Annotated in this window: 16 protein-coding genes; 3 read left to right on the top strand and 13 right to left on the bottom strand. The window is 73.4% G+C overall.

Annotated features, from left to right (window positions below):
- Window positions 1-21 precede the first annotated feature (21 nt).
- A complete protein-coding gene (locus ABT360_RS19205) occupies window positions 22-1,674 on the top strand; it encodes an IclR family transcriptional regulator domain-containing protein (RefSeq protein ID WP_351817450.1) in 1,653 nt (550 codons plus the stop codon).
- 99 nt (window positions 1,675-1,773) lie between these two features.
- Here the strand turns inward: ABT360_RS19205 and ABT360_RS19200 are convergent, their stop codons facing one another.
- The 13 genes from ABT360_RS19200 to ABT360_RS19140 all read right to left on the bottom strand — a co-directional run bounded on the left by ABT360_RS19200 (window position 1,774) and on the right by ABT360_RS19140 (window position 16,580).
- Complete coding sequence (locus ABT360_RS19200; protein WP_351817447.1) at window positions 1,774-3,918, bottom strand: xanthine dehydrogenase family protein molybdopterin-binding subunit; 2,145 nt, start codon at window positions 3,916-3,918, stop codon at window positions 1,774-1,776.
- A 14-nt stretch (window positions 3,919-3,932) separates the two neighbouring features.
- Complete coding sequence (locus ABT360_RS19195; RefSeq protein WP_351817444.1) at window positions 3,933-4,925, bottom strand: FAD binding domain-containing protein; 993 nt, start codon at window positions 4,923-4,925, stop codon at window positions 3,933-3,935.
- On the bottom strand, window positions 4,922-5,572 hold the full coding sequence (locus tag ABT360_RS19190) for a 2Fe-2S iron-sulfur cluster-binding protein (RefSeq protein WP_351817441.1): 651 nt from the start codon (window positions 5,570-5,572) through the stop codon (window positions 4,922-4,924). Before ABT360_RS19190 ends, ABT360_RS19195 begins: the two co-directional genes overlap by 4 nt.
- Window positions 5,572-6,051 (bottom strand): DUF5709 domain-containing protein, encoded by a 480-nt coding sequence (locus ABT360_RS19185; RefSeq protein WP_351817438.1) that lies wholly within the window; start codon window positions 6,049-6,051, stop codon window positions 5,572-5,574. Before ABT360_RS19185 ends, ABT360_RS19190 begins: the two co-directional genes overlap by 1 nt.
- A gap of 108 nt (window positions 6,052-6,159) precedes the next feature.
- Window positions 6,160-6,333, bottom strand: coding sequence for a hypothetical protein (locus tag ABT360_RS19180; RefSeq protein ID WP_351817435.1), 174 nt, complete (start codon window positions 6,331-6,333; stop codon window positions 6,160-6,162).
- A gap of 23 nt (window positions 6,334-6,356) precedes the next feature.
- On the bottom strand, window positions 6,357-7,127 hold the full coding sequence (locus ABT360_RS19175; RefSeq protein ID WP_351817432.1) for a phosphodiesterase: 771 nt from the start codon (window positions 7,125-7,127) through the stop codon (window positions 6,357-6,359).
- A 109-nt stretch (window positions 7,128-7,236) separates the two neighbouring features.
- The gene (locus ABT360_RS19170) at window positions 7,237-8,334 is read right to left on the bottom strand and encodes a glutamate--cysteine ligase (RefSeq protein ID WP_444852276.1); all 1,098 of its coding nucleotides are present in this window, start codon (window positions 8,332-8,334) and stop codon (window positions 7,237-7,239) included.
- 161 nt (window positions 8,335-8,495) lie between these two features.
- Window positions 8,496-9,719, bottom strand: a complete 1,224-nt coding sequence (locus ABT360_RS19165) for a GNAT family N-acetyltransferase (RefSeq protein WP_351817426.1) — start codon at window positions 9,717-9,719, stop codon at window positions 8,496-8,498.
- Window positions 9,720-9,806: 87 nt separating this feature from the next.
- Window positions 9,807-10,946, bottom strand: coding sequence for an XdhC/CoxI family protein (locus ABT360_RS19160; RefSeq protein WP_351817423.1), 1,140 nt, complete (start codon window positions 10,944-10,946; stop codon window positions 9,807-9,809).
- Window positions 10,947-10,987: 41 nt separating this feature from the next.
- On the bottom strand, window positions 10,988-12,430 hold the full coding sequence (locus ABT360_RS19155; RefSeq protein WP_351817420.1) for an NCS2 family permease: 1,443 nt from the start codon (window positions 12,428-12,430) through the stop codon (window positions 10,988-10,990).
- A gap of 240 nt (window positions 12,431-12,670) precedes the next feature.
- Window positions 12,671-15,079: a xanthine dehydrogenase subunit D gene (gene pucD, locus ABT360_RS19150; protein ID WP_351817417.1), complete on the bottom strand. Its 2,409-nt coding sequence runs from the start codon at window positions 15,077-15,079 to the stop codon at window positions 12,671-12,673.
- Between the two features lie 2 nt (window positions 15,080-15,081).
- Complete coding sequence (locus tag ABT360_RS19145; RefSeq protein WP_351817414.1) at window positions 15,082-15,687, bottom strand: (2Fe-2S)-binding protein; 606 nt, start codon at window positions 15,685-15,687, stop codon at window positions 15,082-15,084.
- 2 nt (window positions 15,688-15,689) lie between these two features.
- A complete protein-coding gene (locus tag ABT360_RS19140) occupies window positions 15,690-16,580 on the bottom strand; it encodes an FAD binding domain-containing protein (RefSeq protein ID WP_351817411.1) in 891 nt (296 codons plus the stop codon).
- A gap of 356 nt (window positions 16,581-16,936) precedes the next feature.
- Between ABT360_RS19140 and ABT360_RS19135 the strand changes: the two genes are divergently transcribed.
- Complete coding sequence (locus tag ABT360_RS19135) at window positions 16,937-18,646, top strand: PucR family transcriptional regulator (RefSeq protein WP_351817408.1); 1,710 nt, start codon at window positions 16,937-16,939, stop codon at window positions 18,644-18,646.
- 41 nt (window positions 18,647-18,687) lie between these two features.
- A complete protein-coding gene (locus ABT360_RS19130; RefSeq protein WP_351817405.1) occupies window positions 18,688-19,581 on the top strand; it encodes a pentapeptide repeat-containing protein in 894 nt (297 codons plus the stop codon).
- Window positions 19,582-19,614 lie beyond the last annotated feature (33 nt).

Below are 19,614 nucleotides of genomic sequence, written 5' to 3'. Positions count from 1 at the left end.
GGCCCGAGCGACGGAGATCCCATGCCTGCCATCCACCCCGTGGACACACCGCCCGAGGCCGTCGCCCCCCTCATGCGGGGCATCACCGTCCTGCGCGCGCTCACCGACGCCGCCGGGACGCTGAGCCTGAGCGAACTGGAACGGGCCACCGGCCTCGCCCGCGCCACCGTCGACCGGGTCACCGCCACCCTCGCCCGCATGGGGTACGTCCGCCTCGACGGCCGTGACGCCACCCTCGCCCCGCGCCTGATGGAACTCGGCAACGCCTACCTGGCCGCGATCCGCCTCCCCGACCTGCTCGGCGCCCGCGCCGACGCCCTCGCCGACGAGCTGGACGAGTCGGTGTCCCTCGCGGTCGCCGACCGGGACGGCATCCGTTTCATCCACCAGGCGACCCGGCGCCGCGCCATGTCGCTGAGCTTCCGCATCGGCGACCTGCTGCCCGCCGAACGCACCGGCCCCGGGCCGCTCTTCGCCGCCGGCTGGACGGACGAGGAGTGGACGCGGTGGCGTGAGTGGCGCGCCGCCGACCCCGACGAGCGCCGCTTCCCCGCCGTACCCCCGCGTGCCCGGCCCCACGAGGACGACTTCGAGCAGCGGGCGGGCGAGGCGCGAACGCGCGGCTGGGCGCTCGACGACCAGCGCATCGAGCCGGGCCTGGTCGCCCTCGCCGTACCGGTCCACGCGCCCGACGGGCGGGTGGCGTGCGCGGTGAGCGTGGTGAGCCACACCAGCCGGCACACCGCCACGTCGCTGCGGGAAGCGGCGCTCCCCCGGCTGCGCGCGGCCGTGCGGGAGATGGAGCGGGAGCTGAGTAAGGCGCGGCCGCCCGCCCCGGCGCCCACGCCCGCCGGGCTCGCCGCCTGGACCGGGGCGTCCAAGCAGGAACTTGGCCGGGACTTCATCGAGTCGCTGGCCCGCGGGCTGACCGTGCTGACCGCGTTCGGCGAGGGGCGGGACGCCCTGACGCTCACCGCGGTCGCCGAGGCGACGGGCCTGGCCCGCGCCACCGCGCGGCGCGCCCTGATCACGCTGGAGCACCTCGGATACCTCAGCGCGCACGACCGGACCTTCCGGCTGACCCCGCGCGTCCTGGACCTCGGGTATCCCCCGCTGTCCCGTGTCACCCTGTCCGCCATCGCGGCGCCCCACCTGGCGGCGCTCGCCACCCGGGTGCTCGACTCGGCGTCGCTGGCCGTGCTCGCGGGCGACGACATCCAGTACACCGCCCGGGTCGCGACCAGCCGCATCATGAGCGTCAACATCACCGTCGGCACGCGCTTCCCCGCGTACGCCACCTCCATGGGCCGGGTGATGCTGGCGGCGCTCCCCCCGGCCGAGCGCGCCGGGCGGCTGGCCCACGCCGACCTGCGCCCGCTCACCCCGCACACCGTCACCGAGCCCACCCGGCTCGCCGAGATCCTGGACTCGGTCGCCCGCACCGGGTACGCCCTGGTCGACGAGGAACTGGAGGAGGGGCTGCGCTCCCTCGCCGTACCGGTCCGCGACCGCGCCGGGACGGTCGTCGCGGCGGTCAACGTGGCCATGCACAGCGTCCGCCGCACCGTCGCGCAGTGCCTGGACGAGCTGCTGCCGGAGCTGCGGTCGACGGCGGACCGCATCGAGGCGGACCTGGCGGTCGCGGGCCGCTTCGCCCGCGTCGCGACGGGGTGATCAGAAGACGGACAGCCCCGTGAGCGCCGTGAAGACGGCCCCCTCAGCGCCGTAAGGCGGTCCGGCGCGGCCGCGCCCGCCAGGTCGGGGCGTCCACGGCTACGACAGGGCCGGCAGCACCCGGTCGGGGGTCAGCGGCAGCTCGCGGAAACGGACGCCGGTGGCGTGGTGAAGGGCATTGCCGATGGCGGCCGGGGTGCCGACGATGCCGATCTCGCCGATGCCCTTGCTGCCCATCGGGTTGAGGTGGGGGTCGTCCTCGTCGACCCAGTGGGCGTCGATGTCCGGCACGTCGGCATGGCTCGGTACGTGGTAGGAGGCGAAGTCCCGCTCGGCGAAGTCACCGAAGGCGGGGTCCAGGGTGCTGTGCTCGGTGAGGGCCATGCCCAGCCCCATGGTCATGCCGCCGATGAACTGGGAGCGGGCCGTGCGCGGGTTGAGGATCCGCCCGGCGGCGTACACGCCGAGCAGTCGCCGCACCCGCACCTCCCCGGTGCCCGTGTCGACCTGGACCTCGGCGAAGTGGGCGCCGAAGGCGTGCCGGGCGAACGGCGGGGTCTCCTCGGTCTCCTCGGTGGTGTCGGCGGTGACGGCCAGGCCCTCGGCGGGCAGCGGTCCCACGTGCCGGGCCAGCCGCTCGGTGAGAGCGGTGCAGGCCCGGTGCACGGCCCAGCCCCAGGACGCGGTGCCGGACGAACCGCCGGCGAGGGGGGCGCGCGGCAGGCGGGTGCTGCCGATGCCGATCGTCACGGAGTCGAGGGCGACACCCAGCGTGTCGGCGGCGATCTGGGCGAGGACGGTCCGGGCGCCGGTGCCGATGTCGGTGGCGTTGACGCGGACGTCGTAGCCGCCGTCGTGGAGCGCGGTGACGGTGGCGGTGGACGGGGAGACGAGCACGGGGTAGGTGGCGGCGGCGACTCCCGTGCCGGTGAGGAGGTTGCCCTCGCGGCGCACGCCGGGGCGCGGGTCGCGGTCGGACCAGCCGAACCGGCGGGCGCCCTCGCGGAGGCACGCGACGAGGTTGCGGCTGCTGAAGGGCAGGCCGCTGTCCGGTTCGGTGGCGGGCTCGTTGCGTACGCGCAGCTCGACGGGGTCGAGGCCGAGGGCGCCGGCGAGCTCGTCCATGGCCGACTCCAGCGCGTACATGCCGGGCGCCTCGCCGGGGGCGCGCATCCAGGAGGGGCTCGGGACGTCGAGGGGGACGACGCGGTGGTCGGTGAGGCTGTGCGGCGAGGCGTACATGACGCGTGCCGGGACGGCGCCCTGCTCGACGAACTCCTTGATGCGGGAGGTGTGGGTGGTGACCTCGTGGCCGACGCTGATGAGGGTGCCGTCACGCTCGGCGCCGAGCCGGACGCGCTGGATGGTCGGCGCGCGGTGTCCGACGACGGCCGCGAGGTGGCCCCGGGGCAGGGCGAGTTTCACCGGGCGGCCGGTGTGGCGGGCGGCCATCGCGGCGAGCACCACGTGCGGCCGGGGCGTGCCCTTGGAGCCGAACCCGCCGCCCACGTGCTCGGAGACCACCGTGACCCGGTCCTTGGGGAGGCGGAAGAGGGCGGCGAGGACCGCGCGCACGGGGTTCGCGCCCTGGCTGGAGTCGTACACCGTCAGGTGGGTCCCGGCGCCCTCGCCGTCCCAGCGGGCGTAGGCGGCGTGCGGCTCCATCGGGTGGTTGTGCAGCGGCGGGATCCGGTAGGTGGCGTCCACCCGTACCGGCGCGGCGGCGAAGGCCGCCTCGGCGTCGCCGCGCTCGCGGCGGGCGGGCTGGCCGCCGTTGGCCGTGTCGGGTCGGTAGGCGCCCGGTGCGTCCTCGATGAGGGTGACGTCGTGGGGTTCCGTGGCGTACGTGACGCGGACGGCCTCGGCCGCGGCCCGGGCGTCCTCCAGCGTCTCCGCCACGGCGAGGGCGACGTACCAGCCGCGGTGCGGCACCGTGTCGTTCTGGAGCACGGCGAGCGTGGGGTCGTCCGTCTCGCCGAGGCGGGGTGCCGTGTCGGGGGTGAGGACGGCGAGGGTGCCGGGCAGGGCGAGGGCGGCGGCCGTGTCGACGGCGGTGACCCGGCCGCGGGCGACGGTCGCGGGGACGGGCCAGGCGTAGGCGCAGTCGGGCGGTGTGTGGGCCTGCTCGGTGGCGTAGTGGGCGGCTCCGGTCACCTTGTCGCGCCCTTCGACGCGCTCGGCGGCGGCGCCCAGGGCGGGGGCGGGCGCGGGCGGGATACGGGTCCGGGTCCGGGTGGAGTGCATCGCGGTCTCTCGGTTCAGGGGCGGGCGGCGGCCAGTTCGGTCAGGACGCGGCAGGCCATGTTGTGGGCGAGCGGCACCTTGAAGGCGTTGTCCCGCAGCGGCTGCGCCAGCCCGAGTTCGGCGTCCACCGCGTGGGTGATGTTGTGCTCGGTGGGTGCGGCGCCGAGCAGCGCGGTCTCGGCGAGCCGGGCCCGCCACGGGCGGTGTGCGAGGCCGCCGAACGCCAGGCCCACATGGCGTACGGTGCCGTCCTCGGCCACGTCGAGGACGGCGGCCACGGAGGCGAGCGCGAAGGCGTACGAGGCGCGGTCGCGGGCCTTGCGGTACGCGGAGGGCAGCCCCGCCGTGGTGGGCGGCACCACGACGGCGGTGATCAGCTCGCCGGGCCGGATGACGGTGTCGCGCTCCGGGTGGTCGCCGGGCAGCCGGTGGAACTCGGTCACCGGCACGGTCCGCTCGCCGTCCGGGCCGTGCAGCTCGACGGTGGCGTCGAGGGCGGCGAGGGCGACGGCCATGTCGGACGGGTGGGTGGCGATGCAGTACGGGGAGTGGCCGAGGACGGCGTGGTCGCGGTGGATGCCGTCCCGGGCGCCGCAGCCGGTGCCGGGCTCGCGCTTGTTGCAGGGCTTGGCGGTGTCCTGGAAGTAGGGGCACCGGGTCCGCTGGAGCAGGTTGCCGCCGGTGGTGGCGATGTTGCGCAGCTGGCCGGACGCCCCGGCGAGCAGCGCCTGTGACAGGACGGGGTGGCGGTCCCGTACGAGGGGGTGGGCGGCGAGGTCGCTGTTGCGTACGGTCGCGCCGATGCGCAAGGTGCCGTCGGGCAGCTCATCGACGGTGTCGAGCGGGAGGCGGCTGACGTCGACGAGGGTGTCGGGGGCCTCGACCCCGTGCTTCATCAGGTCGACGAGGTTGGTGCCGCCTGCGAGGTAGCGGGCGCCGGGGCGGGCGGCGTGGGCGGCGGCGGCCTCCTCGACGCTTCCGGCGCGAACGTATGCATAGGGCTTCACCGGGTCACGTCCTCCACGGCGGCGACGATGTTGGGGTAGGCACCGCAGCGGCACAGGTTGCCGCTCAGCCGCTCGCGGATCTCCGCGGGCGTGAGCTCCACGGGGCCCTGGCCGGACGGCCGGGCGGGGTCCGTGACGTGGGAGGGGTGTCCGGCGGCGGCCTCGGCGAACACGCCGACGGCCGAGCAGAGCTGGCCGGGGGTGCAATAGCCGCACTGGAAGGCGTCCCGGTCGAGGAACGCCTGCTGGACCGGGTGCAGCTCACCGCCGGCGGCCAGGCCCTCCACCGTGATGACCTCCGCGCCGTCCTGGGCGACCGCGAGGAGCAGGCAGCTGTTGGCGCGCCGCCCGTCGACGAGCACGGTGCACGCCCCGCACTGCCCGTGGTCGCACCCCTTCTTGGCCCCGGTCAGCCCGAGGCGCTCCCGCAGGACGTCCAGCAGCGTGGCCCGGTGGTCGACGGTGAGGCTCCGGGGCTCGCCGTTCACCTCGAGGGTGATGCGCGACCGTGTCGCGTCCTCGGGGGCCGGGTCCGGGGCGCGGGCCGGGGTTTCGGGCGGCCCCGCCGGCCGGCCGGGGCGCCACGCCGGGGTGCCGGACGGGTCCGGGGCGCGGGCCGGGTCCGGGGGCTGGTGTGCGGCGCTCATCAGAGGGTCTCGTCGGCCTCGTCGGGCACCGTGTGCATGGCGGCCTCCTCCGCGGACGCCGCGGCACCGGCGATGCCGACGTCCCGGGCGACGACGTCCTTCTCGTCGTCCGTCCGCACGCCTTCGTCCGGGGCGACGAGCCGGCCGGAGCGTTCGCGGCCGACCTGGTCGTCGATGGGTTCGCCGTCGCCACCCGGGAGGTCACCGATGCCGTTGGAGTCGTCGGGCTCCGCCAGGGCCGGGTCGGGCACCTCCTCGGCGAGCCGCTGGTCGAGGGTCTCGCCCTCGCGCTGCTCGCGAGCCGTGGTGCCGACGTGGTTGACGGCGAGCGGCCGTTCGGGTGGGGACCACCCTTCGTCGTAGGGGTCGGCCTCCCGGTCCGACAGGGTGTCCTCCGGGTCGAGGATGCCGTCGTCCTCGCGGCCCTCGGCGTCGTCCGGCTGGTAGACGTTGTCGCCCATCGCGTCTTCGGTTTCCATGGCGTGGCTCCCGTTGTGCTGCTCCTGATCTCGTATGCCTGATCGCGTATCCAGCCTGGATCAGGTCACACATCCCGGCATTCCGGGCGGTGCGGCACGGGGCGGCGGTCAGGGCTGTTCCGGCTGGTCCGTCCCGAAGGCGGACAGGTCCCAGGCCAGCACCCGCTCGGCTTCCCGGTGGGTGCGCTCGGCGAGCTTTCTCGCCTCGCCGAGCACGTCTCCGTGCTCCTCGACGAGCTGGTCGTATATCGGCGATCCGGGCGGGGTGTGGCGCGGGAACACGTGTTTCTCCTCGGGCACGGGGGCTAGGGCGCACCGGGGCGGTCCCGGCGCCCCGGCTTCTGCCCACGGACCGGCGAATCATGCGGGACCGCGGGTACCGCTCGGCGGCCGTGGCGCGATCCGCTGTAGGCGGCGGCACGCAGGCCGTGCAGCCGGTGCGTGGGGCGCAGCCCGGGGAGGCTGTGGAGGTACGGGTCGTAGGTGGGTGTCGCGTCTTCGGGGTACGGCTGCGGGGTCTCGACGGTCAGGGTCGCGAAGGTCCGCCAGGGTTCCTCCGGGGCCGCCGCGCGCAGCTCGACGCGGACGGGGCCGCGGTCCAGCGCCTGGCGCAGCGCGGCCAGGTCACCGCGCACCCGGCGGCGGCCGGCGCGTACGGGAACGGCCACGATCACCCGGTCCCGGTCACCCACCCGGTACGCCAGGAGGGTGGAGTACGGCCCGGCCAGGGCGTCGCGCCTGGGGCGGGGCACATGGCGGCCCAGGCGGCCGGCGCCACTGGACGTCAGCAGCAGGTCGAACGGGACGCCCCGCCCGCCCGCGTCCTCGACGCAGAGCGCCAGGCCCAGGCCGTCCGGCCACCGCGGCGGCAGCCCGGCCGCCCGCGACCACCGCACGGTCGCCTCGTACCGGCCAGGCCGGTCGAGCAGGGGCACCCCCCATGGTGCGGCGCCGCCTTCGGTGCCGGGCACGTCCAGCACGCCCGTACAGGTCAGGCCCTGCGGGTGGAGGGCCGGTGCGGAGCGCCGCCGGGCGATGCGGCGCGCTATGCCGAAGACCTGCTTCTCGATCGCCACGCCGGCTCCTTCCGTGTCGGGAGACACCGGGTACCACGGCGCCGGCGTTCTCAGGCGTGCCGGACGACCAGCACGTCCCCGGCATCGGGAGCGGTGTTCGTCATGGGGCCTACCGTCCCTCCTGGGTGCGGCGCACACAGGCGGTGACGACCTCGCGCAGGCTGCCGGTGCGGCGCAGCAGCCGGCGTTGGACGCTGGCACCGTTGCCACCGCTGAGCAGTTCGGCGAGGCCCTGGCGGGCGTAGGCCAGATCTCCGTTCTCGTCGAGGGCCTGCTCGATGTGGCCGAGCAGCGCGTACACGACCCGGTCGGCGGGGGCGGGGCGCATGGTGAGCGGGTGGATCAGCTCGTCGTCCAGGCCGGAGCGGCCGGCCCGCCAGGCCGCGGCGCGCAGCAGACCGACGCCGTGACGGCCGGGGGGCTCGCCCTCACGCCACTCGCGGGCGGCGGTGTCCACCAGACCGCGGGTCAGGGTGGCGAGGAGGGTGGTGGTGGACGCGTCGAGGCAGACGTCGGCGGCGCGGACCTCGACGGTCGGGTAGTGGCGGGAGAGCCGGGCGTCGAAGTAGATCATGCCCTCGTCGTGGAGGACTCCGGTGCCGATCAGGTCGCGCACCTGCTGGTGGTAGCGGTGTGCCGAGCCGAAGATCTCCACGGGGCCGGCCGACGGCCAGCGGCCCCACACCCGGCTGCGGTAGCTGTTGTATCCGCTGTCGTGTCCTTGCCAGAACGGGGAGTTGGTGCTGAGCGCGAGCAGGACGGACAGCCAGGGCCGGATCCGGTCCAGGACGCCGACGCCCTCCTCGTCGGACTCGACCGACACATGGACGTGGCAGCCGCAGGTGAGCTGCTCCAGGGCGGTGAGGCCGAAGTGCTCCTGTATCCAGCGGTACCGCTTTCCCTCGGTGAGGGCCGGGCCGGCGGGCAGCGGCGAGGTGGCCAGGGCCACCACCGCCGCCCCGGCCCCGGCCGCGTGCCGCGCGGCCTCGGCGCGCCAGCGTTCGATCTCGGCGCCCAGCTCCTTCATCCCGGTCTGCGGGTGCGTGGCGAACTCCAGCTGCTGGCCCTGGAGCTCCTTGGTGAAGGCGTGGGCCCTGCCCCGGCTCTCCTTGGCGGCGATGGCCAGCACGGCGGTGGACAGGGCACGCGGCTCACCGGTCCGCGGGTCCACCAGGAGGAGTTCCTCTTCCACTCCGACAGTGCGCAACGGAAACCACCTTTCCGATCGCATCCAGCGGGGACTGCGCGGGACGCACCATCATCCCGGCTGGGCGGGCTCCGCGCACCGGTCCGCCGGGCCTGTGCCGGGGATGTGGCGAGTTCCCGACGCGTGCGGCTTGAACCGCTCCGCGGGCACTCCTCGGAGAGTCAGAACTCGTCACCCGAGTTCGGCAGAAGCTCCGTACGCAGGGCCGCGTCCAGCCGGGCCGCGGCGCCTCGGGTGTGTTCCGCCACCAGGCCCGCGCGCACCAGGCGCCGCACCTCCGTGCCGCCCAGGTAGCAGGCCGCCAGGTCCCGGACGTCCAGGGTGAGGTCGGGGGCGTCGCCGGTCGGCTCGTACGAGCCGGCCTCCTGGGTCGCCGTGAGGCGGTGGCGGCCGGTGTTGGCCGGGATGTGCTGGTCCCGGACGTCCAGGACGAGGTCGACGGGCGCGGCCCACGCCCGGCCGGTGAGCGCCGCCCGGACGTCGACCAGCCGGACCCACAGGCCGGGGAACCCGCCCGTGACCCGTACCTGGTCGCGGTCGGCGGCGAACAGCAGCAGGGGGTCGTCCAGCGGACGGCCCCAGGCGCGGACCGTGCCGGTGAGGTCGATGGAGGCGACGTACCGCCACAGGGCGGCGGCCGCGGCGGCGTCGTCCGCCTCCAGCTCGTCGACCCGGACCAGGCCGGGCGTGCCGGTGTCGTCGTTGCCGGATTTGGTGCGGTAGACGGCGTACCCGGCGATCTCCTCGTCCGTGTCGCCGAGGGCGACGATCCGGGGCGGGGACAGCTCGTCGTCCTCCTCGGCCTCCTCGGCCAGCCATTCGCCGCGCCAGCGCTCCGCGTCGCGGGCGATCCGGCCCGCCCGGGCGGCGCGCGTGGCGTCGAAGTACGGGCCGACCACCGAGGGGGCGTCCGCCGGGTCGATCAGCCGCAGCGGCCGCTCGTCGGGCGCGATGCGCAGGGCGAGCGGGCGGCGCGAGTCGATCTCGACGCTGAGGCATTCCATGGCGGGACCGAAGCCGAAGCGGCCGTAGATCGCGTCCTCGGACGCCCAGAGCGCGGCCAGCGGCCGGCCCTGGCGCGTCCCGCGCCGGAACAGCTCGGCGATCATCGCCGAGAGCACGCCGCGCCGGCGGTGGGTGGGCGCGACGGAAACGAAGGTCAGCCCGGGGCAGGGCAGTTCACCGCCGGGTACGGAGAGGGTGAAGCGATGGGCGGCGAGGAACCCGACCAGGGTGTCGCCGTCGTACGCGCCGATGCGCTCGCACTGGAGCACCAGCTCCCGGTGGTGCTTGCGCTGCTCCTCCTCCGGGTTGTCGTGGAAGACCAGGTACACGAGCTCCATGGCCCGGTCCACATGGGCCTCGGGCACATCGCGGATGTCCATGTCCCGGACTCTAACCGTCGGACAACGGGCAGGTCACGGGGGTTTTCCGCCGCCTTGATCGGGGGCTTCCCCCCGCGGTGAGGGGGCTCAGGCGACCGAGCCGATGCGGCCCGCCGGGGAAGAGTCCGGGCCGTCGTGGTGGATGGGGGTGTGGGCGCCGGTCAGGGACACCCCGCTCCCGCCGCGGCGGCCCGCCACGATCTCCGCGCCGATCGACAGGGCGGTCTCCTCGGGCGTACGGGCGCCGAGGTCGAGGCCGATCGGGGAGCGCAGCCGGGCGAGTTCGAGTTCCGTCACGCCGACCTCGCGGAGGCGCTTGTTGCGGTCCTCGTGGGTGCGGCGGGAGCCCATCGCGCCGATGTACGCGACGGGAAGCTTGAGGGCCAGTTCGAGCAGGGGGACGTCGAACTTGGCGTCGTGGGTGAGCACGCACAGGACGGTGCGGCCGTCCACCTCGGTGCGTGCCAGGTATTCGTGCGGCCATTCGACGACGACCTCGTCCGCCTCGGGGAACCGGGCGGGCGTGGCGAAGACCGGACGGGCGTCGCAGACGGTGACGTGGTAGCCGAGGAACTTGCCGACCCGTACCAGTGCCGCCGCGAAGTCGATCGCCCCGAAGACGATCATGCGGGGGGCCGGCACGCTGGACTCGACCAGCAGGGTGAGCGGCTGCCCGCAGCGCGAGCCGTCCTCGCCGATGGTCACCGTGCCCGTGCGGCCCGCGTCGAGCATGGCGCGGGCCTCGCCCGCCGCCGTGCGGTCCAGCTCGGGGTGGCCGCCGAGGCCGCCCTCGAAGGAGCCGTCGGGGCGGACCAGCAGAGCCTGCCCCAACAGGTCTGCCGGTCCTTCCGTAATCCTGGCCAGAGCCGCCGCCTCCCCTCCGGCGGCGGCTCCGAGCGCGGCGGAGTAGACCCCGCCGCGGACCGGGGTGACGAGGATGTCGATGATGCCGCCGCAGGTCAGGCCGACCGCGAAGGCGTCCTCGTCGCTGTAGCCGAAGCGCTCCAGGACGGTCCGCCCGTCCTCCAGCGCCTGTTGGCACAGGTCGTACACGGCCCCCTCGACACATCCGCCGGAGACCGACCCGATCGCCGTGCCCTCGCTGTCGACGGCGAGTGCGGCGCCCGGTTGCCGGGGTGCGCTGCCACCGACCGCCACCACGGTGGCGACGGCGAAGTCACGTCCCTGCTCGACCCACCGGAGAAGATCCTCGGCGATGTCCAGCATGTCGGCCTCCTTACAGATGGCAGATGTGTGAGGGGGTCCCGTCAGTGCGCGGTACCCGTGGCGAAGTAGAAGATGAACACCGCGGAGAGCACCCACATCAGGACGCTCGGCTCCCGCCACTTGCCCTGCGCCGCCTTGATGGCGCAGTACGCGATGACACCCGCGCCGACACCGGTGGTGATGGTGTAGGTGAACGGCATGAGCACGACCGTCAGGAAGACCGGGACGGCGACGGACCAGTCGGTCCAGTCCACGTGCCGGGCGTTCTGCAGCATCATCGCGCCGATGACGACCAGGGCGGCGGACGCGACCTGGCCCGGTACGAGCTGGGTGACCGGGGTGAAGAACAGGCACGCGGCGAAGAACAGGCCGGTGACCGTGGCCGACAGGCCCGTACGCGCGCCCTCGCCGACGCCCGTGGCGGACTCGATGAAGACGGTCTGGCCGGAGGCTCCGGAGACACCGCCGATCGCGCCGCCCGCGCCGTCGATGAAGAGGGCCTTGCTCAGGCCCGGCATGCGGCCCTGGGCGTCGGCGAGCTTGGCTTCCTGGCCGACGGCGATGATCGTCGCCATCGCGTCGAAGAAGCCGGCCAGCACCAGGGTGAAGACGATCATCGAGACCGTGGTGTAGCCGAGGTCCTCCCAGCCGCCGAACTCGACCAGGCCGAAGAGCGAGAAGTCCGGCATGGAGACGGGGCTGCCGTGCAGGATCGGCGCCGTGCCGCCCCACGCCGATTCCTTGATCAGGCCGGTGGCGGTGGCGGTGACGGAGATGACGGTGCCGGCGACGATACCGATCAGGATGGCGCCGGGGATCTTGCGTGCCTGGAGCATGAAGATCAGCAACAGGGTGAAGCAGAACAGCGCCACCGGCCAGCCGGAGAGCGAGCCGCCGACACCGAGGGTGACGGGGCCGCCGACCTCGCTCGGGCCGACGAAGCCGGCCTTGACGAAGCCGATGATCGCGATGAAGAGGCCGATGCCCATCGTGATGCCGTGCTTGAGCGCCAGTGGGATGGCGTTCATGATGATCTCGCGGACACCGGTGACCACCAGGAGGCAGATCACGGCGCCGTAGATGACACACATGCCCATGGCCTGCGGCCAGGTCATGTCCGGGGCGACCTGCGTGGAGATGACGCCCGCGACACTCAGGCCCGCCGCGAGGGCGAGCGGGACCTTGCCGATGAAACCCATCGCCAGAGTGGTGACCGCTGCGGCGAGAGCGGTGGCGGTGATGAGGGCGGGCTGGCTGAGCTTGTTGCCGTCCGCGTCGGGACCGCCGAGCAGCAGCGGGTTGAGGAGGAGGATGTACGCCATGGCCATGAAGGTCGTGACGCCGCCGCGCACTTCCTGCGCGACCGAGGATCCTCTGTGGGTTATGTGAAAGTACCGGTCGAGCCAAGACCGTCCGGCGGGGACGCGGGAACCGGGTCCCGCGTCTTCGGCGACGGTCTTCGGCTCCACTGACGACTGGGTCATGGTGCCTACTCCCAAGGTTCAAAGGGGCACCCGCATGCCCGGGGGGCTAAAGACTGCGGGATTTGGGATGGTGCGTGGGCTGCACGACCCGGGGGACGGCCCGAGACGAACGGGGTGATGCGTGTGGAGCGGTACTGCGGTGGGGGGATGGGGGGTTGTGGGGACGAGTGGGGGGATGCTCCGGGCGGTGCGGGCGGTGGAAGTGTGACGTTCCCGGGAGGCACGCACCGCCCGGAGGGCTTACAGGGTGCCGGTGAGGTGCTCGGGGCGTACCGGCGTCTTGTTGAGCTCCAGGCCCGTCGCGTTCCGGATCGCCGCGAGGACGGCCGGGGTGGACGACAGGGTCGGGGCCTCTCCTATGCCACGCAGACCGTAGGGCGCGTGATCATCGGCGAGTTCGAGCACGTCGACCGGGATGGTCGGGGTGTCGAGGATCGTGGGGATGAGGTAGTCCGTGAAGGAGGGGTTCTTCACCTTCGCGGTCTTGGGGTCGACGATGATCTCCTCCATGACCGCCACGCCCAGGCCCTGGGTGGTGCCACCCTGGATCTGGCCGACGACGGACAGCGGGTTGAGGGCCTTGCCGACGTCCTGGGCGCAGGCGAGCTCGATGACCTTGACCAGGCCGAGCTCGGTGTCCACCTCGACGACCGCGCGGTGCGCGGCGAAGGAGTACTGGACGTGGCCGTTGCCCTGGCCGGTGCGCAGGTCGAAGGCCTCGGTGGGGCGGTGCCGCCACTCGGCCTCGATCTCGACGACCTCGTCCTCCAGGACGTCCACCAGGTCGGCGAGGACCTCGCCGCCGTCGGTGACCACCTTGCCGCCCTCGAGCAGCAGCTCTGCGGTGGCCCAGGCGGGGTGGTACGTGCCGAGCTTGCGCCGGCCGATCTCCAGCACCTTCTCGCGGACGAGCTCGCAGGAGTTCTTGACCGCGCCGCCGGTGACGTAGGTCTGGCGGGAGGCCGAGGTGGAGCCGGCCGAGCCGACCTGCGTGTCGGCCGGGTTGATCGTCACCTGGGTGACACCCAGCTCGGTGCGGGCGATCTGCGCGTGGACGGTGATACCGCCCTGGCCGACCTCCGCCATCGCGGTGTGGACGGTCGCGACCGCCTCACCGTTGATGACCTCCATGCGCACCTTGGCGGTGGAGTAGTCGTCGAAGCCCTCGGAGAAGCCGACGTTCTTGATGCCGACCGCGTAGCCGACGCCGCGGACGACGCCCTCGCCGTGCGTGGTGTTGGACAGACCGCCCGGCAGCGCGCGGACGTCGGCGCCCTCGGTGGACTCCCACTGGCGCTCCGGCGGCAGCGGACGGGCCTTGATCCGGCGCAGCAGCTCGGCGACCGGGGCGGGCGAGTCGACCGGCTGCCCGGTCGGCATCAGGGTGCCCTGCTCCATGGCGTTGAGCTGGCGGAACTCCACCGGGTCCATGCCCAGCTTCTTCGCGAGCTTGTCCATCTGGGCCTCGTACGCGAAGCACGCCTGGACCGCGCCGAAGCCGCGCATGGCACCGCACGGCGGGTTGTTCGTGTAGAGCGCGACGGCCTCGATGTCGACGTCGTCGATCACGTACGGGCCGACGGCGAGCGAGGAGGCGTTGCCGACCACGGCCGGGGAGGCCGAGGCGTAGGCGCCGCCGTCGAGCACGATCCGGCACTTCATGTGCGTGATCTTGCCGTCCTTGGTGGCGCCGTGCTCGTACCAGAGCTTCGCCGGGTGACGGTGCACATGGCCGAAGAAGGACTCGAACCGGTTGTAGACGATCTTCACAGGCTTGCCCGTGCGCAGCGCGAGGAGGCAGGCGTGGATCTGCATCGACAGGTCCTCGCGGCCACCGAACGCACCACCGACGCCGGAGAGCGTCATACGGACCTTCTCCTCGGGCAGGCCGAGGACCGGGGCGATCTGCTTGAGGTCCGAGTGGAGCCACTGGGTGGCGACGTACAGGTCGACACCGCCGTCCTCCGAGGGCACGGCCAGGCCGGACTCGGGGCCGAGGAAGGCCTGGTCCTGCATGCCGAAGACGTACTCGCCGGAGACGATCACGTCCGCCTTCTTGGCCGCCTCGTCGGCGTTGCCGCGGATGATCGGCTGCCGGTGCACGATGTTCGGGTGCGGGACGTGACCGGCGTGGTGGTCGTCGCGGCCCGGGTGCAGCAGCGGCGCGTCGGGGGCGGTCGCGGAGGCCTCGTCGGTGACGACGGGCAGCTCCTTGTACTCGACCTTGATCTTGGCGGCCGCGCGGCGCGCGGTCTCCGGGTGGTCGGCGGCGACCAGGGCCACCGGCTCGCCGTGGTGGCGTACCCGGCCGTTGGCGAGGACCGGGGTGTCCTGGATCTCCAGGCCGTAGTTCTTCACCTCGGTGGGCAGGTCCTCGTAGGTGAGGACGGCGTACACACCGGCCTGGGCGAGGGCCTCGGAGGTGTCGATGGAGACGATCTCGGCGTGCGCGACCGTGGAGCGCAGGATCTGGCCCCACAGCATGTCCTCGTGCCACATGTCCGAGGAGTAGGCGAACTCGCCGGTGACCTTCAGGGTGCCGTCCGGGCGGAGCGTGGACTCGCCGATGCCGCCCTTGGTCTGGGAACCCTGGGTGACCTTGGTGGGAGTGCCGGCCGGGGCGGCGGCGACTCGGGTGTTCTGCGACATGGTCAGACCGCCTCTCCCTGACGTTCCTGACGGGCGGCCGCGAGGCGGACGGCGTCCAGGATCTTCTCGTAACCGGTGCAGCGGCAGAGGTTGCCGGAGAGCGCCTCGCGGATGTCCTCGTCGGACGGGGAGGGGTTGCGCTCCAGCATCTCGTCGGCCGCGACCAGCAGGCCCGGGGTGCAGAAACCGCACTGCACGGCGCCCGCGTCGATGAAGGCCTGCTGGATCGGGGAGAGCTCGGCGCCCTCACCGGTCTGCGAGTCGGTGCCCTTGGCGGACCAGCCCTGGGCTTCCTGGAGGGACGTACCGGACGAGCCGCACGCGCCCGTGCCACACGCGCCGCTGTGCTCGGCACGCTGCTTGGCGTAGTCGGCGAGGCCCTCGACGGTGACGACCTCGCGGCCCTCGACCTGACCGGCGGCCACGAGGCAGGAGCAGACCGGGACGCCGTCCAGGCGGACCGTACAGGAGCCGCACTCGCCCTGCTCACAGGCGTTCTTCGAACCGGGCAGGCCCAGGCGCTCACGCAGAACGTAGAGCAGGGACTCGCCCTCCCAGACGTCGTCGGCTTCCTGCGGACGTCCGTTGACCGTGAAATTCACGCGCATGCTTATGCAGCTCCTTCAAGGGTGCGGCCGGTGCCGCGGTACTGCTCCCAGGTCCAGCCGAGCGTGCGGCGGGCCATGATGCCGACCGCGTGGCGGCGGTACTTGGCCGTGCCCCGCACGTCGTCGATCGGGTTGCAGGCACCGGAGGCGAGCTCCGCGAACTGCTTCGCGATCGAGGGAGTAATGATCTTGCCGCTCTCCCAGAACCCGCCCTCTTCGAGTGCGGCGTTCAGGAACTCCTCGGCCTCCTTCGCCCGCACGGGCGTGGGGGCGGCCGAGCCGATACCGGTCCGCACGGTCCGGGTCTCCGGGTGCAGCGCCAGACCGAACGCACACACCGCGATCACCATCGCGTTGCGGGTACCCACCTTGGAGTACTGCTGCGGGCCGTCGGCCTTTTTGATGTGCACGGTCTTGATGAGCTCGTCCGGCGCCAGCGCATTGCGCTTCACACCCGTGTAGAACTCGTCGATCGGGATGAAGCGGGAGCCGCGCACCGACTCCACCTCCACCTCGGCACCGGCCGCCAGCAGGGCGGGGTGCGCGTCGCCGGCCGGGGAGGCCGTACCCAGGTTGCCACCGACACCACCGCGGTTGCGGATCTGCGGCGAGGCCACGGTGTGCGAGGCGAGCGCCAGGCCCGGCAGCTCGGCCCGCAGGTTCTCCATGATGTGGGTGTACGGGACGGAGGCGCCCAGCCGGACGTTCTCCTCGCCGACCTCCCACTCGCGGAGCAGCTCGATGCGGTTCAGGTCCAGCAGGTACTCGGGCCGCCGGTGGTCGAAATTGATCTCGACCATGACATCGGTGCCACCCGCGATGGGCACAGCCGTGGGGTGCTCGGCCTTCGCGGCGAGCGCCTCCTCCCAGCTAGCGGGGCGAAGGAAGTCCATGAGTGGCTCTCTTCTACGTGATCCGGTGATCAGTGGTCCGGCGGTCCGTGATCCTGGTGATCGACTGGTTCCGGGTTCCGCGTGATCAGTTGGTTCGCTGGGGCTCGGGGGACGGCCGGCCCACGTCTTCGTGTTCATGTTCATGTGCTGTTAACGCGTTGTGGCCCAAGTACACCCAGCGGTGCTCCGCCCGGTGCAGTCACCGAAACCATGAAGCAGTTGGCTGGTCGCCCTCTCCGTCTTGTAGATTCGAACGAAAGGCGAGGAGCAGTAGCCTCTCCGTTTCCCCCCGGAAACGGTGGCCACAGGTCACCGGCAACAACGAGACACCCACGAGACAGATCGGCGGCGATCACATGCGGCTGCGCGCACTGCTGGAAACCGATGCGCTGGGGCTGCGGCTGCTCGGCGGCGAGGACGAGCTGGACCGCACGGTCCGCGGCGTGATGACGACGGACCTGCGGGACCCCAGCAGGTACCTCTCCGGCGGCGAACTGGTGCTGACCGGCCTCGCCTGGCGGCGAGACGCGGCGGACTCCGAGCCCTTCGCCCGGATCCTGGCGAGCGCCGGGGTGGCGGGCCTGGCGGCCGGCGAGGCCGAACTGGGGGCGATCCCGGATGATCTGGTGCAGGCGTGTTTGCGCCACCGGCTCCCCCTGTTCGCAGTAAACGAGTCCGTTGCGTTCGCAACGATCACGGAGCACGTTGTTCGACAGGTGTCGGGCGAACGGGCCGGTGATCTCGCGGCTGTCGTGGATCGCCACAGGAGGCTGATGACCTCCGGGCCGGCGGGCGGCGGACCGGAGGTGGTGCTCGACCTGCTCGGCTCCGACCTGGACCTTCACGCCTGGGTGCTGTCACCGACCGGGCGTCAGATCGCCGGCGCGGGCGCGCCGTTGCCCGCCGAGATCGGCGCCGTCCTGGCCGGTGAGCACCTGTCCGCCACCCGCACCGGGCGGCGCGGTCCGCACCGGGCGGTCGTGCGCGGAGCCACGTACTCGCTCTTCCCGATCCGGAACACCGGGCGCGGTGCCGCCCCCGCCGCACGGGACGTGCGGGAGACGGTGCTGTCCGACTGGCTGCTGGCCGTCGAGGCGGACGCCGGTGACTGGCCGGCCGCCCGGCTGGACCTGCTCCAGGGCGTCACCCAGCTGATCGCCGTGGAACGGGACCGGCGGGACGCGGCACGTACGGTACGGCGACGGCTGGCCCAGGAGGTCCTGGAGCTGGTGCAGACGGGCGCCGCCCCCGCCGAGATCGCCGCACGTCTGCGGGTGGCCGCGCCGGTGCTGCTGCCCGGACTCGGCACGGCGCCGCACTGGCAGGTCGTGGTGGCGCGGGTCGAGTGGGGCGAGGGCGGTACGGGCGCGCCGGGCATCGAGGCCGGGCCGGTCGCCCAGTCGCTGCTGGAGGAGATCCTGGTCGACCCCGCCACCTCCGGCCCGGACTCGGCCGACCGGATCGCGGTCGCCCACACCGGCGACGAGGCGATCGCCCTGGTACCGCTGCCCGCGGTGCCCGGTCCGCCGGAGTCGGAGGAGGACGAGGCGGGCCCCGCCGTCGACGGCGGCGGACTGCACGCGGACGCCCTGCTCTCCTCCGTGCGCGGCCCCCTGTCGGCGGGCCTCGCGGACGACGGGCGCCTGACCCTGGGCGTCAGCGCCGCCGTGCACTCGGCCGAGGGACTGCGCGGCGCCCTGGAGGAGGCGCGGCACGCCCGGCGCGTGGCGGCGGCGCGGCCGGGGCGGGTCTGCGCGGCGGGGCACCACGAGCTGGCCTCGCACGTGCTGCTCCTGCCGTTCGTGCCGGACGACGTGCGGCGCGCCTTCACCGCCCGGCTGCTGGACCCGCTGCGCGACTACGACCGGCGACACCGCGCGGAGCTGATCCCTACGCTGGAGGCGTTCCTGGACTGCGACGGCTCCTGGACCCGATGCGCCAGCCGGCTGCACCTGCATGTGAACACGCTCCGGTACCGGGTGGGCAGGATCGAGCAGCTGACGGGACGTGACCTGTCACGGCTGGAGGACAAGCTGGACTTCTTCCTGGCCCTGCGCATGTCCTGACGCGACGTCATCACCATCAAGAGAGAGCGGTACACCCCGTGATGTCCGGACGAGCGGACACCCAGGCGGCCTCCCGGACGGAGCCGCAGGCCACCTCGCAGACCACATCCCAGGCCGCCTCGCCGGCGGACGCGCTCCGCGGCGACTGCGCGAACTGCTTCGGCCTGTGCTGCGTCGCGCTGCCCTTCGCCGCCTCGGCGGACTTCGCCGTCGACAAGCCCGCCGGCACCCCGTGCGCCAACCTGGCCACCGACTTCCGGTGCGGCATCCACGAACGGCTGCGCGACCGGGGCTTCTCCGGCTGCACGGTGTACGACTGCTTCGGCGCCGGCCAGAAGGTCTCCCAGGTCACCTTCGGCGGCCGGGACTGGCGGCAGGACCCGGACACGGCACGGCGGATGTTCGCCGCCTTCCCCGCCGTACGCCACCTGCACGAACTGCTCGCGTACCTGACCGAGGCGCTGACGCTGGAGCCCGCGCGTTCCCTGCACGGCGAGGTACGCCGCGTCCTCGGCGAGACCGAGCGGCTCACGCTCCTCTCCCCGGAGGAGCTGGCCGAGCTGGACGTCGCGGCCCACCGTGCCGTCGTGGGCGACCTGCTGTCGCGCACCAGCGAACTCGCCCGGTCGGGCGTCCCCGGCGCCCGCGGCCGGAAGAAGAACCGCCGCGGCGCCGACCTCATGGGCGCCCGCCTCACCGGGGCGGACCTGCGCGGCGCGAGCCTGCGCGGCGCCTGCCTCATCGCCGCCGACCTCAGCGGCGCCGACCTGCGCGGGGCCGACCTCCTCGGCGCCGACCTCCGCGACGCGCGGCTCGCGGGGGCCGACCTCACCGGCGCGTTCTTCGTCACCCAGCCGCAGCTGAACGCCGCGAAGGGCGATGCCCGCACGGTGCCGCCCGCGCGGCTCACCCGCCCGGCCCACTGGGCGTCCTAGCCCCGCCGCCACGGCCCGCCACCGGGGCCGGTC

The sequence above is a fragment of the Streptomyces sp. NPDC000229 genome (assembly GCF_040300825.1).
GTDB lineage: Bacteria > Actinomycetota > Actinomycetes > Streptomycetales > Streptomycetaceae > Streptomyces.
Note: the sequence above shows the minus strand (reverse complement) of the source record. Positions and strands in the feature narration are given on the sequence as shown.